The organism is Denitrificimonas caeni (assembly GCF_905120345.1).
GTDB lineage: Bacteria > Pseudomonadota > Gammaproteobacteria > Pseudomonadales > Pseudomonadaceae > Denitrificimonas > Denitrificimonas caeni_A.
This window is the reverse complement of record NZ_CAJHOA010000001.1, coordinates 293,462-307,712: the sequence shown is the minus strand read 5'-3', so window position 1 is coordinate 307,712 and position 14,251 is coordinate 293,462. Positions and strand designations below refer to the sequence as shown.

Here is a 14,251-nt window from a genome sequence, read left to right as displayed (position 1 = left end):
ATCAAGACTTATGGTGTCATTATTCCGGTTTTTAATCGTGGGTCAGTGAGCTGTAGAGACCCTGCAATGTACATATAACTTTAATCAAGTTGCTCAATGGCTCTCAGCTATTGGCTCCGCACAACCGGCTTGTCCATCTGTGCGCGCTGTACTTAAGGTTTTAAATAAGTACACAGCATACAGCAGAAAACCACCGACCCAGAGTAAACCGGCGGCTATCAGTAGCTGACTAAATGATGTTGCAGCGCTATAAAAACTGGCATAAGCACGTACTAAAGCAGCGGTGATAAAGAGCAGTGCTGCACTTGGGATCCAGGGTCTGCGATCCAGCCATAAGCCCGAATGGATGCGTGAAACAATGCACATAATGGTAAAAATCGACAAGGTCATCGCGCCTACTGTCAGTAAGTGACGACCTGCTGAAGGTAACAGTGGGGCACCTAAATACGCCGCACCCAGCAGTCCATAACCTAGCGCCATTAACCAGTAACTGGCGTAGAGCATTAACGCCAATCGAGAGAGTAGAGGGCGACCTACATGCCAGTCATTAAGTAAGTTGAAAATAGCTGCCATAGCTGCCAATGCTGTCCAACCCGTCACAGGATGAGCGCCTAAGGTAAATTCCGCAAGGGCACAGATGGCAATCATGGCTATAGCTAAATAACGGCGTGGTGGCCGAGCCAAGTAAGGTGTTGCATCGGGATCACTGGTGTTTTCTTTATGTTCAACTCGATTATTGACCACACTCATAGAGACGCGGCTGGTGGCAACAATAATCAACACCATTAGCGCGTGAATACCCATATACAACCACTTTAGCGCGGAGCCGGGTTCAGATAAAAACACGAAAAAGCCCGTTTGCAAAGCAGCTAAGCCGGCAACTACTAAGGTGAAGCTGATATGTTTACGCTGTGGATCGCGCCATACCGGCGGACTGATATACAGCAACAGCCCGAGCCAAAATATTAAATTGAAGAACAGCGCTGGCCATGGAGTGACCCAGAAGGCGAGCAGATAACTTAAACGTGCAGCCAGCCATAAGCCCACGAGGTTCATTAGTGGTAGCTGACCCAAAGGTTTAGTGTTGGTGAATTCAGGAATTGCGGTTAAGGCAAAACCTGCAGTCGCTGCCGCTGCAAAACCAAAAATAAGTTCGTGAGCATGCCACAATAACCAACCGCCAGCGATCGGCCATGCTTCGATCCAGCCCTGCAACGATAACAACCATAAACCCATAAAAACTATGGCGCTGCTGGCCGTTAGCAGAAAAAAAGGACGAAAGCCGCATAATAGCAGTGGTGATTGTAAACAATGCCTTAGCAGGTTCATATACTGCATCCCGAATGCTGTGTATGAAGGTGCTCGGTAAGATTGAGTGAGCCCTCGGCTAAGCCAAAACCAATACGAATTCTATCGTTTGCCATCAGTTTGGCAGTGGTCTGATAAATCCAAGTCTCGCTTCGCTCAGCGTGTGACTGTTGTAGGGTAAATTCACCAATTAAGCGTCCCGGTTCTGGGATCATCATCACGATTCGATCGGCTAAACGCACCGCCTCCATTAAGTCGTGGGTAATCATTAGCACGCTGCTACCTCGTTCGGTGATGTGCTGACGCAACAGCCGGTACAGTTCCAGCTTTAAACCAATATCTAAAGCTGAAAAAGGTTCATCCAGTAAGAGCAGATCAGGTTTAATAATTAAGGCACGACCCAGCGCGATCCGGCTTTGCATCCCGCCAGATAATTCGTGGGGGTATTTGTTCAAATCATCGGCAGTTAAACCTAATGTTTTGGCAATGTTTTGTGCTTGTTGTCGGCATGCTTGCTTAGGTACATGTAACGCTTTTAAGCCTAGAGTGATGTTGTCCTCTGCAGTTTTCCACGGCAGTAAACGTGGTTCTTGAAACATACATGCGGTACCACGAAAATCATTTTTAATCACAGCTTCACTGGGGGTTAACAGTCCAGCGATAATATGTAATAGCGTGCTTTTTCCGCAGCCAGAAGGACCGACTAAGGCTAAAGTTTCTCCAGCGGCTAAATCCAAATTAATATTACTGAGCACCTCGGTTAAAGCATACTTGTGCTGTAAGTTGCGGATCTGTAGAGCGCTCATTGACTCACTCCCACGCGCCAGCGTTCCAGATGCCGTTTGATGGGCTCCAGCAGTAAGTATTCGGTAGCCAGCAATACGCCCAATACCGCAACAACCCAAGCCAGAGTGGTCGATGTGTCGAGTTGTGCACGAGAAACAGCCAAAGCAGCGCCAACTCCGTCAGAGGTACTGAGTAGTTCAGCCATGACCACAACTTTCCATGAGGTGCCCAAAGCGGTAATCCATGCTGGAAATAAGTAAGAGGCTAAATGCGGTAGATAAATATCGGTGAGGCGCATGTGCCAAGGCAGTCGGTACACCTGCGCCACTGCTTTGAGATGGTTGTCGAGAGTACGAGTGCCTTGCATCGCGCCGGCAAACACAATCGGCAAGCACGCGATGAATACGGTAAACACCGGCGTGGCATCGCCAAGACCAAACCACAACATGGCCAGCACCAACCAAGCAATGGGCGGCATACCTAACAATAAAGTAATTAACGGTCTAGCCAGCATGGACGTGGTCATTGAAAAGCCCGCAAGCATGCCTAATAGGCTACCCACAGCTAAGGCTAAGAATAAGCCATACAAGGTGCGGCGGCCGGAAATAATCAGCTCAGGGCCGGCGATACCGCTATTAAACATCAGCTTTAGTTGGCCAATAACCTCTAATGGGCCAGGCAGAATTAGGTCACCATAATACTCACCGACCAGCTCCCACACGGCACAAAATAATAGCAAACTTGCCAGTGCGCCCCAGCCACTCCATAGGTAGCTGAGGGTATTGGGTAAAAGATTTCTCAGTCGGTTCATTGAGCTTGGCTATTAGGATTGGCGTAAAAGTTTATATCAGGGAGTTTGCCGCCCACTGAGGCAGGCTGTTTGTCTAATAAGATTTGCAGAAAATCTTGCAGTTCTTGTTGCGCATCGAATGCTGTCGCGTAGTGATTGACTTGTGCGGCTAATGCATCGCTAACAGCTTCTGCTGATAGCATGGGTACTTGTGCTGCGACTTCTTCGCCACACTGCTGTTGGTTGTCTTGGCACCATTGCGTGGCTTTTGCGTAAGCTGTTTCAAAACGTGTAACCAGCTCGATGTTTTTACGTTGGTCTCCCACGACTGCGATACCCGCTTGTGGAATACGCGCCTCAGTACCCATTACTCGCGCCCACTCGTGTTGTAAGTCCACGCTGCGGTGCAACTCAGGAGCAATAACCGAAAGCGGAAAAGATTTCGTTTTGCGTAAGGCCATGGATAGTGCAGGTTCAGCCAGTAGGGCGTGATCAACACGGCGCATAATTAATAACTGCATCGCATCCATCGGTGTCGCGGTGTAGTTGAGCTGAAAGTCTTTGCTCGGTATTAAGCCTTGTCTTTCGGCAAGGTGAGTAAAAACGATATCTGGCATGTCGGCACGAAAAGGGATGGCGATTTCTTGACCCTTAAAATCGGCCAGTGTTTTCATATTAGGATCGCGCGAAATCATCCACAGCACGCCCCATTGTGAAACGTTGAGTAACGCCAGTGGTGCGCCACGGTTATATAAATTAGCGGCAACGTTGGTCGGCATCGCAATAAAGTCGACTTTGCCGTTCAATGCTAATGCGCGTAATTGATCGGGATTGCTCCAAAGGATAAATTCTACTTCCTCGGCGATCTCAGCAAAGCCATCGCTGGCCAGAAGATGAAAGAGGCCATTAGAGACGCCAGCGGGTGGCCCAGCAATGACCAGTTTTTTCACCGGCAATGAATCTTGAGCTGCATATGCGGTACTTAACAAGCTAAAGATAGCGAACAGACCGAGGCCGATAGAGGTCATTATTTTAGTCATGGGTTTCACGCTAATACTCCAGATTGCTGTGCATGCAAATTGTCACCAAGTAAGATTTAAATGATAATCACTCTCGTCCATGCGCTAGATTAAAGAATCCCTCCTTGAAAGGGCAATGATAATTATCAAGAACCCGCCAACGGATCGACTATCAAGTTCCGTTCGGCCTGTTTTAGTGAGGATGAGCGTGGCTGCTGTTCTTTTAATTACGTACGGTTTTTCTGAGTATCACAATAAATGAATCATTGTATTAATACGATGGCGAATAATTTGGTGCTGCCCTAGGGGACTAAAGCAAGTTATAGGTGGTTGAGCTGCTCGTTTTAGAGGTTACTTTATCTTGAATTTTCAGATCGAAATCTGAGGCGTATTGATCTTTTGCCTGAAACACGCAGTATGTTTGCAAAAGAGCACTGTGCTGCAACCTAGACATAGTGCCGACTTTGATATGCAACATACAACGCTTGTGCTTGCTACACTGCCTGCCTGCCTGAGTCGCTTACGCTATAAGCCCATAACCAGCTGTGTGTGGATACTGTGACCTCGGCTCAGTTTATCTACATGACTTCTATTCATGGTTTTTAGGATTTTATATGACGCAACTGGCCGTGCCGCAAGATATCACCAGCGATACCAGCAGTGATCCTGTGCGCTGGCGGGTTCTTGCGGTGTTGCTGATGGCGATTTTTATGTCGCTGATGAGTGTCAGTGTGGTGAATGTGGCTTTGGCTTCGATCCAAGAGTCACTGGCTGCCAGTCAATCGGCTATTCAGTGGGTGCTCGCCGGTTATGCGCTGACCTTTGGTGTGGTCTTGGTCAGTGCTGGGCGCGCGGGTGATCTGATGGGGCGCGGCGGAATTTTTATTCTGGGCGTGATCATTTTCACCCTTGCATCGATTGCCGCAGGCTTAGCGCCGGATGCACAGTGGCTTAATGGCGCGCGCTTTGTGCAGGGGGTGGGTTCAGGGCTGATGAACCCGCAAGCCGTGGGCATGATTCAACAGTATTTTAGCGATTCAGAGCGCGGTCGCGCCTTCGGTTTTTTTGGTACCACTGTGGGGGTTTCCGTTGCGATTGGCCCTGTTATTGGTGGGCTACTGATTCAATTGGGTGGCCTTGAGTTCGGTTGGCGCCTGACGTTTCTGATTAACGTGCCGATAGGGTTATTAACCATAGTGTTGGCGTTACTCTGGTTTCCACGGCCCTTAATTCACAAACCTAAATCACAGGAGCAGCAGGGCTTAAGCTCCCTCGATCCAATCGGCGCACTGTTACTGGGCTTAGGGGTGTTGGCTGTCCTTTATCCCTTTGTTGGCGCGAATGCGTCGGCACTGATGTGGCTGCTATTGCCGGCAGGCTTGCTCTTATTTTACCTTTGGGCGCGTTGGGAGCGTTGGTATACCGAGCGCGGCTATAGTCCTATGGTGGATTTAAAGATTTTCGCCACCTCAAGCTACCGCAACGGCAGCATTATTATGACTTTGTACTTTCTGGGCATGACCAGTGTTTGGGTGCTGATTCCTTTATATGTACAGCAAGGCCTTGGTTTCTCCGCATTTGAAGCGGGTCTGGTTGGCGTACCTTCGGCGCTGCTCTCTGCCTATTCGGCGAACTGGGCGGGCCAACGCGTCAATCACTATGGTCGCAAAATTGTGATTGGCGGCTTGATTTTGGCTGTTTTAGGGGTGCTTTCCAGTGTTGCCGTGGTGCTGTTACATGAGTATCTGGGCGTAAGTATTTGGTGGCTGCTGTTGTCCTTGGCTTGTTTTGGCCTAGGCCAAGGCTCGGTGATCAGTCCTAACCAAACATTGACTCTGGCTGAAGTGCCGTTGGCTTACGCTGGTAGTTCTGGCGCCATTATGCAAACCGGGCAGCGCATTGGCACTTCGGTGGGGATTGCGGTGATTACGGCCATTGTGTTTAGCGTGCGCCCCTATAGCTCGTGGCATATTGCCGTGAGCTTGGGTTTATTAACGATCACCCTGATTATTTTGTTAGCCTTAGCCATGGCTTTTAAAGACTTACGCGACCGGCGCGAGTTTTAGCATTAGCCCGCTTGCTGTGCCTAGGGACGGATGGTGAGAGTCAGACGCAGCTTGAGGCGCGCGAATACCTCACTCCCATGGCAATTGTCATCGTTTTAAAGCGATGAGGTGGGAAAATCTTTGTTTGTGCAAGCTAAATACTGCTCAGCTTGGTATTGTGACACCCTCATTTGCGCTGAATGATGATGTTATTCGATTGACCAATCATTCTTTTGGCAACGCCCTCACACTCTATTTTATATTTATTAGATGGATTTTAAGCCCTCATGAGCGATTCAGCTAAACGTAGCAAAGGTTCTTCAATCAATCGTGTGCTAGAGATTATTGAATTGGTGTCCATCAGTGAGCGTCCACTATCACCTGCAGACTTGGCGTTTAGCTTAGATATTCCAAAACCTAGCATCCATCGCTTGCTGCAGCAGTTGGAAGCGGATGGCTTTGTGCAGACGGACTGGCGCGGTTTGATTGTTCCGAGTGCTCGATTGGTGAAAACGGCTGTGGGCGTATTAAGCAGTCACTCACTCAAAAGTTTGCGCTTATCTGTTTTGCAACGCCTAGCGGCAGAGGTGGGTGAGACCTGTGGCATTGCTATCCCGAATGATTTAGAAATGATGTACACCGATCGTGTGCAAAGTAACTGGCCCTTACAGATTTACTTGCCCATTGGTGGCAACGTTCCTGTGTGGTGCACTTCCGGCGGTAAATTGTATTTAAGTTCGCTGCCTCAAGCGCAGCGTAAGCGTTTGCTTAACAATATGCCGTTACAAGCGCTGACTAATAATACCTTGGTGGATAAGGCAGAGTTGGAAGCCAGCTTAGAGCAAATCGCAACAACCGGTGTAGGGGTGGATAACGAAGAGTTTATTGCGGGGATGGTTGCCTGTTCTGTACCAATTTTAAGCCCGGACGGACAGTATTTCGCCAGCTTATTTACCCATGCACCGACAGTGCGCAAAACATTAGCTGATCTGCTCACTTTTGTGCCACAACTGCAGGCGGCGGCACAAGAGTTGAGTCTCTTGTTAAAAGAGGCCACGGTTTTAGACCCACAATAAAAAACGGCCCATTGCAGTGGGCCGTTTTTCTATCAGGCTTAACTTAGTTCAGTGTCGGCATTGAGAATTGCGCGCCTTCACGCACATTGGCGCTAGGCCAGCGTTGGGTAATGGTTTTACGGCGGGTGTAAAAACGCACGCCGTCTGGACCATAGGCATATAAATCGCCAAACAGCGAGCGCTTCCAGCCACCAAAACTATGGTACGCCACAGGCACGGGTAAGGGCACGTTAATGCCGACCATACCGACCATAATATGATCAGTAAAGTAACGCGCAGCTTCACCGTCACGGGTGTAAATGCAGGTGCCGTTTCCATACTCATGGTCATTGATCAGTTGCATGGCTTGCTCCATGCTTTGCACGCGCATGACCTGCAAGACTGGACCAAAAATTTCTTCTTGATAGCTGGTCATCTCGGCTGTGACTTGGTCAATTAAGGTTGCGCCCACAAAAAAGCCTTGCTCGTAGCCCGCGGGTTGTAAATGGCGGCCATCGACCACGATTTTTGCCCCTTGTTGCTCAGCACTATCAATATAACCAACGACTTTTTCTTTATGTTGCTGGGTGATCACCGGGCCAAAATCATTGCTCATTTCTGAGTAAACGCCAACTTTCAAGCCTTGCATGGCCACTTGCATGCGTTCAATCAATTGCTCAGCAACCTCATCACCCACGGCAACAGCCACGGACAGTGCCATGCAGCGCTCGCCCGATGAGCCAAAGGCTGCGCCGAGTAAGGAGTTCACCACATTATCCAGGTCGGCGTCTGGCATCACAATGGCGTGATTTTTCGCACCACCGAGTGCTTGGCAGCGCTTGCCATTTGCTGCAGCGGTGGAGTAAATGTACTCAGCAATAGGGGTTGAACCGACAAAACTCACCGCTTGAATGCGCGGGTCGTGCAGTAAGGTATCAACCGCTTCTTTATCGCCATTGACCACATTCATCACGCCATCAGGCAGGCCGGCTTCTTTGAGCAGTTGCGCAATAAATAAGGTTGAGCTTGGGTCGCGCTCAGAGGGTTTCAAAATAAAGCAGTTACCGCAGACAATGGCCATAGGGTACATCCACAGGGGTACCATGGCCGGGAAGTTAAAGGGGGTAATCCCCGCAACCACACCTAAAGGTTGAAACTCGCTCCAGGAATCAATATTCGGGCCTGCGTTTTTGCTGAATTCACCTTTGAGAAACTCCGGTGCACCACAGGCGTACTCGACATTTTCGATACCGCGCTGCAGTTCGCCCGCTGCGTCGTGCAGAATTTTACCGTGTTCTTCACCGATCAAACGGCAGATTTCATCAGCATTTTTTTCCAGTAATTCTTTAAAGCGAAACATCACTCGCGCACGTTTGATCACCGGGGTATTGCGCCATTCTGGAAAGGCGTGCTGGGCTGCGGCGATGGCTTGCTCAACCGTTTGCTTGCCCGCCAAGGCGACCTCTTTTGTGGCTTGGCCTGTCGCAGGGTTAAATACCGCTTGAGTGCGTACATGATCGCTCACGTTTTGTCCGTTAATGAAGTGTCCAATTAAGTTCATGCTGTTATCCTCTGATATAGATAATTAAGTGTTTAGGCCCACAGTTGTTGGTAGATGCTGACCATTTGCGCAATGCTGGGGACGCGTGGGTTATTACTGGGTGAGCCTGAGGCTAAGGCCTGCTCAGCCATGGTTTCTACCAAGCTGTCAAAGCGTGCTCGGTCGGCTCCAAACGCGGCCAAGCTCGGCACCTGCAATTCGCGATTAAAGGTTTCGAGCGCGGTCAGTAATTTTTGATTGGCCTGTTCTGTGCTATCTGCGGCACTGGCTACGCCAATCGCTCGCGCGCAATCGGCGTAGCGTTCAGGTGCCGCTGGAATTGAAAATGCGGTGACACTGGGCAGCAACATGGCATTGGATAAACCGTGCGGCACATGAAAAAAAGCACCAATCGGGCGGCTCATGCCATGCACTAAAGCCACCGAGGCACTGGAAAAAGCAATACCAGCTAAAGTTGAACCCAACATCATGGCTTCTCGTGCTTCAACATCACTGCCGTCGACATAGGCACGTTTGAGGTGCGGGCCAATTAAACGCATTGCCGATAAAGCCTGACTGTCACTGAATGGACTGGCTTTTTGGCTAACGTAGGCTTCAATGGCGTGGGTTAAGGCGTCAATGCCGGTATCAGCGGTGATACGTGGCGGTAAGCTTAAGGTTAAATTGACATCGACAATCGCCGCCAGTGGCATAAAACCAATACCGACGCAGAGCATTTTCTCATCGTTTTTTTCATCGGTAATGATGGTAAATCGCGTGACTTCGGTACCCGTGCCAGCGGTGGTCGGAATCGCAACAATTGGAATGCCGACCTCATTGACTTGCCGCGGAAATTTATAATCCCGAATATTGCCGCCATGCTTGCCTAAGATGGCGATGGCTTTAGCGCTATCAATGGGACTGCCGCCGCCCAAAGCAATAATCACATCGTAATTGTTGTCCAGCACACACTGCAGGCCCGCTTCAATGGATGCGGCGGTGGGTTCAGGCTCAGTGCCGTCAAACACATCGGCATTAAGCCCTGCGGCAGATAACAAGTCTTGTAATTGCTGGATATAGCCCAGTTGCACCATCATTTTGTCAGTAATGATCAGCGGTTTACTGCCACCTAAGGACTGCACGATGCTGGGTAGTTTGCTGATGGCTCCAGCGCCAATTTCCATGATTCGAGGTAAAATAACTGTTATGGACATAGGTGTTTCCTTGATGAATTAAAGTATTGTTTTTATGGGTTAAAAGGAGCCAAAGATCGTACCCAAAGTAATCACAACAGCGAGTGCAACCAAAGGAATAACCACCGCAACCATGCCAATATCGGGGTATGACTCACGATGACTTAAGCCGCAAATTACCAGCAGGGTAATCACTGCGCCATTGTGTGGTAGTGCATCAAATCCACCAGAAGCCATTGATGCAATGCGGTGTAAGAGCTCTGGAGAAATATTGAATTGTGTTCCCAGGTTTAAATAGGTGTCACCCATGGTATTTAGCGCAATACTTAAACCACCCGATGCCGATCCGGTAATGCCTGCTAAGACGTTGACGACGATTGCTTCAGAGATAAGGGGGTTGTTCGGTGATAAACTCACTAAAAAATCTCGTACAACTATAAAAGCAGCCAAAGAAGCAATCACTGATCCGTATCCCACTTCAGATGCGGTATTAAAAATCGGCAGTAAAGAGCCTAAAGTACCTTTATTGATGGTGTTTTTAAGGTCTTTCCAGCGCTTCCAGTTAGACAAGATCAGAACCATGCAGGCGATTACCAGCGCACAAATAATGGCCCAGGTGCCGATCACTGAATTGAGAGAGGTTGCGCCATATTTCGTATCAGCTAAATAGGTTGTATCCAATAATGGCAATAAGTATTTTGATAATACAAAGTTGGTGCTGATCACCAAAATAATGGGCAACAAAGCAATGCTGATACTGGGGTCATTTGCAGTATCAATATCTATAATTTCGTCTTGATGGTTGCCGTAGCCTTCACCTGCAGCGGTGGCATTGTTGACTCGGTAGCTGAGCCACCACATGCCGCCAAGTAACATAATTAAGCCACCAATAATGCCTAGAAAGGGCGCAGCAAATGCATCAGTGCTAAAAAATGGCATTGGAATCGCGTTTTGAATCGCAGGCGTACCGGGCAGTGCGGTCATGGTAAAAGTCAGTGCGCCTAAAGCAATGGCGCCGGGAATAAAACGTTTAGGCAGGCTTGCCTCACGAAATAAGGCCGCAGCAATGGGGTAGACGGCAAACCCCACGACAAATAAAGAAACACCACCATAGGTCAAAATACCGCAGGCTAAGACAATGGCCAGCAAGGAGCGCTGCTTGCCTAATTTAGCCACCAACCAACGTGCAATACTGCGTGCTGCACCAGAGTCATCCATTAACTTGCCAAATACTGCGCCGAGCAAGAAAAGCGGAAAGTACTTAATCACATAGCCACCTAGGCTTTGCATAAACACTTGAGTGTAGGTGCCCAACAGTACTGCACCTTCTCCACTAAAAATGACCGCGACGAGCGCCAAAATAGGCGCCAAAATTAATACGGTTATGCCTCGATAGGCTAAATACATCAGTAAGCCGAGCGAGAGAAGAATGCCGAATAATCCAACCATAATGCGTTACCTTTCTTGTTTTATTATCTATAACGATACGATCCTTATCATTATAGATATTTTGTGATTTTGCAAATGGTTTTTTTATAACTTTGGTCTTGCTTTGAACATAAAAAAGCCCTTATCCACTGAAATGGATAAGGGCTGATATTAAGCCTGGCTTGGTTTGAGTTAATAAGCGGCTTTAAAAATCGCAATAATGTCCTTTTGAGTACCTTTGCGAGGGTTACTAAAGGCGTTGCCGTCTTTTAATGCATTGTCTGCCATCAGTTCAAAATCAGCCTCTTTAACACCCATTTCACTTAAGTGCGCTGGAATGGAGAGCTCTGCCGACAGCCTAAATATCGCATCAATGGCTTTGTCGGCGGCTTCCAGTACAGAAATGCCTTGAATGTTCTCACCCATAAACTCAGCAATATCAGCAAACTTTTGTGGGTTGGCAATCAGGTTATAGCGACACACATGTGGTAGCAGCATGGCATTAGCCACGCCGTGAGCCATATCGTAGAGTCCGCCCAATTGGTGAGCCATGGCATGCACATAGCCTAAGTTGCCATTGTTAAAGGCCATACCCGCCAGCAAGGAGGCATAAGCCATATTTTCGCGGGCTTTAAGGTCAGCACCGTTGGCTACAGCAATGCGCAAGTTTTTCGCAATAAGTTTAATTGCTTGAATCGCTGCAGCATCGGTGACTGGGTTGGCATCCACTGACACATAAGCCTCGATGGCATGGGTCAAGGCATCCATACCTGTGGCGGCCGTTAATGCACGCGGTTTACCTAGCATTAATATGGGGTCATTAATTGACACCAAAGGCAGGTTACGCCAGCTGACAATCACATACTTTAAATGGCTTTTAGTATCCGTAATCACGCAGTGGCGTGTGATTTCACTGGCCGTGCCTGCGGTGGTGTTGACGGCAACAATCGGCGGCAGCGGGTTAGTTAAGGTATCGATGCCGGCATAGTCGCCAATCTTGCCGGGATGGGTGGCCATAATGCCGATGGCTTTACCGCAGTCATGGGGTGAGCCACCGCCAACGGTGACCAACATATCGCAGTGATTGTCTTGGTAACAAGCCAGCCCCGCCGTTACATCGGTATCTTTGGGGTTGGCTTGCACCTCTGAGAAAATCGTGGTTTTGATGCCTGCTTCCTTTAAATAGCGAACTGCCTGCTCAACAGCACCATCTTTAAGTGTGGCTAAAAATGGGTCGGTGACAATTAAAGCATGCTTGCCGCCGAGTAATTGACAGCGCTCACCTAAGACCGAAATGGAATTAGGGCCGAAAAAGTTAACGCTCGGTAATAGATAGTCGTAAAAACGCATGATAAAAACCTCTTAAATTAAACACTTAGATGCTCAGATTAGAACTAAAAGAAACCCATGGGTTTGCTGCTGTAGCTGACCAGTAAATTCTTAGTTTGTTGGTAATGATCCAGCATCATTTTATGGGTTTCACGGCCCACCCCAGATTGCTTATAGCCGCCAAAAGCAGCGTGAGCAGGGTGTAAACCGTAGCAGTTGGTCCAAACACGACCGGCTTTAATCGCACGTCCCATGCGGTAGGCTAAGTTAATATCGCGGGTCCAGACTCCAGCGGCAAGGCCGTATTCTGTGTCATTGGCAATAGCTAAGGCTTCAGCTTCATCCTTAAAGGTGGTGACTGAGACCACGGGGCCAAATATCTCCTCTTGGAAGACACGCATTTTGTTGTGGCCTTTGAGCAGGGTGGGCTGAATATAAAATCCAGAGCTCAAATCACCACTGAGTTGCTCAATGGCACCACCGGTGAGGATCTCAGCACCTTCTGCTTGGGCGATATCCATATAAGACATAACTTTTTCAAACTGCTGGGATGATGCTTGCGCACCCAGCATGGTTTCTGTATCCAGTGGATTGCCACGTTTAATGGCTTTAATCTTCTTCATCACTTGAGCCATAAAAGGCTCGTACATGGATTCTTGAATCAGTGCTCGAGAAGGACAGGTGCAAACTTCGCCTTGGTTAAAGAAGCCCATAACTAAGCCTTCAGCGGCTTTTTCAATAAACTCAGGCTCGGCCTGCATAATGTCAGCAAAGAAGATATTCGGTGATTTGCCGCCCAACTCCATGGTGCTGGGGATAATATTAGCGGCTGCGTGTTGCATGATATGACGGCCAGTAGCAGTCGAGCCGGTGAAAGCAATTTTGGCAATACGTTTACTGCTGGCTAATGCTTCTCCGGCTTCACGACCAAAACCATGCACTACGTTTAAAACGCCGGGCGGCAATAAGTCACCGATCAGTTCCATAAGTACGGTAATGGACAATGGCGTTTGCTCTGCCGGCTTAAGAATAACTGTGTTGCCGGCGGCTAAGGCCGGTGCGAGCTTCCAAGACGCCATCAGTAGAGGGAAGTTCCAGGGGATGATTTGACCCACCACGCCCAAGGGCTCATGAAAGTGATAGGCGGCGGTGTCGCTATCAATTTCTGCGGCGCCGCCTTCTTGCGCACGAATACAGCCAGCAAAATAACGGAAGTGATCAGCCGATAAGGGCACGTCCACAGCCAACGTTTCACGGATGGGCTTACCGTTATCCCAGGTTTCCGCAACGGCTAATAGCTCAAGATTGTCTTCAATACGGTCAGCAATTCTTAATAGTACCAGCGCGCGATCTTGGGCTGAAGTTTTTCCCCAAGCATCAGCCGCTGCGTGCGCTGCATCGAGGGCATGTTCAATATCTTCAGCGCTTGAACGCGGGAACTGCCCGCAGTCTTCATTGGTGATGGGGGTGGTATTGCTAAAGTACAGGCCCTTAACAGGGGCTACAAACTCACCGTTAATGAAGTTTCCATAAGAGGGTTTAATAGCTAATAAAGCATCTTTGTTACCAGGTTTAGAGTAAATCATCTGCACAGCCTCACTTTTTTATTAATGTCGGTAGTCATCCGCTAGGGTTTGGCATTGTTGCAAATCTATAATTGCACGTATAAAGATACAAATCATCTCATTATTGGTTGTTTTTAAAAGTGATGTTCGACAGCCGTTAAAGACAGCTAAGGTGCTTAGTCTTTAAATATAT

At 48.6% G+C, this 14,251-nt stretch carries 11 protein-coding genes; 2 read left to right on the top strand and 9 right to left on the bottom strand.

Annotated features, from left to right (window positions below):
- Positions 1-93 precede the first annotated feature (93 nt).
- The 4 genes from JYJ62_RS01380 to JYJ62_RS01365 are packed head-to-tail and all read right to left on the bottom strand — an operon-like array spanning position 94 to position 3,924.
- Entirely contained in the window at positions 94-1,329 is a 1,236-nt protein-coding gene (locus tag JYJ62_RS01380) for an NnrS family protein (RefSeq protein WP_205340386.1), read from the bottom strand.
- Entirely contained in the window at positions 1,326-2,114 is a 789-nt protein-coding gene (locus JYJ62_RS01375; RefSeq protein ID WP_205340385.1) for an ABC transporter ATP-binding protein, read from the bottom strand. Before JYJ62_RS01375 ends, JYJ62_RS01380 begins: the two co-directional genes overlap by 4 nt.
- Entirely contained in the window at positions 2,111-2,905 is a 795-nt protein-coding gene (locus JYJ62_RS01370; protein ID WP_205340384.1) for an ABC transporter permease, read from the bottom strand. The genes JYJ62_RS01375 and JYJ62_RS01370 overlap by 4 nt, the downstream gene beginning before the upstream one ends.
- Positions 2,902-3,924 carry an ABC transporter substrate-binding protein gene (locus tag JYJ62_RS01365; protein WP_232365705.1) on the bottom strand — a complete coding sequence of 341 codons (1,023 nt, stop codon included), beginning with the start codon at positions 3,922-3,924 and terminating at the stop codon, positions 2,902-2,904. Before JYJ62_RS01365 ends, JYJ62_RS01370 begins: the two co-directional genes overlap by 4 nt.
- 593 nt (positions 3,925-4,517) lie before the next feature.
- Here JYJ62_RS01365 and JYJ62_RS01360 point away from each other — a divergent pair.
- Positions 4,518-5,969, top strand: coding sequence for an MFS transporter (locus JYJ62_RS01360; RefSeq protein ID WP_205340383.1), 1,452 nt, complete (start codon positions 4,518-4,520; stop codon positions 5,967-5,969).
- A 266-nt stretch (positions 5,970-6,235) separates the two neighbouring features.
- Positions 6,236-7,024 carry an IclR family transcriptional regulator gene (locus JYJ62_RS01355; protein WP_205340382.1) on the top strand — a complete coding sequence of 263 codons (789 nt, stop codon included), beginning with the start codon at positions 6,236-6,238 and terminating at the stop codon, positions 7,022-7,024.
- Positions 7,025-7,067: 43 nt separating this feature from the next.
- Here the strand turns inward: JYJ62_RS01355 and JYJ62_RS01350 are convergent, their stop codons facing one another.
- The 5 genes from JYJ62_RS01350 to JYJ62_RS01330 form a co-directional block, all read right to left on the bottom strand.
- Complete coding sequence (locus JYJ62_RS01350) at positions 7,068-8,564, bottom strand: CoA-acylating methylmalonate-semialdehyde dehydrogenase (protein WP_205340381.1); 1,497 nt, start codon at positions 8,562-8,564, stop codon at positions 7,068-7,070.
- Between the two features lie 32 nt (positions 8,565-8,596).
- A complete protein-coding gene (locus JYJ62_RS01345) occupies positions 8,597-9,757 on the bottom strand; it encodes an iron-containing alcohol dehydrogenase (protein ID WP_205340379.1) in 1,161 nt (386 codons plus the stop codon).
- Between the two features lie 39 nt (positions 9,758-9,796).
- On the bottom strand, positions 9,797-11,185 hold the full coding sequence (locus JYJ62_RS01340; protein ID WP_205340378.1) for a GntP family permease: 1,389 nt from the start codon (positions 11,183-11,185) through the stop codon (positions 9,797-9,799).
- A gap of 171 nt (positions 11,186-11,356) precedes the next feature.
- Positions 11,357-12,514 carry an iron-containing alcohol dehydrogenase gene (locus tag JYJ62_RS01335; RefSeq protein WP_205340377.1) on the bottom strand — a complete coding sequence of 386 codons (1,158 nt, stop codon included), beginning with the start codon at positions 12,512-12,514 and terminating at the stop codon, positions 11,357-11,359.
- Positions 12,515-12,558: 44 nt separating this feature from the next.
- Complete coding sequence (locus tag JYJ62_RS01330; protein ID WP_205340376.1) at positions 12,559-14,079, bottom strand: aldehyde dehydrogenase family protein; 1,521 nt, start codon at positions 14,077-14,079, stop codon at positions 12,559-12,561.
- Between the last annotated feature and the right edge of the window lie 172 nt (positions 14,080-14,251).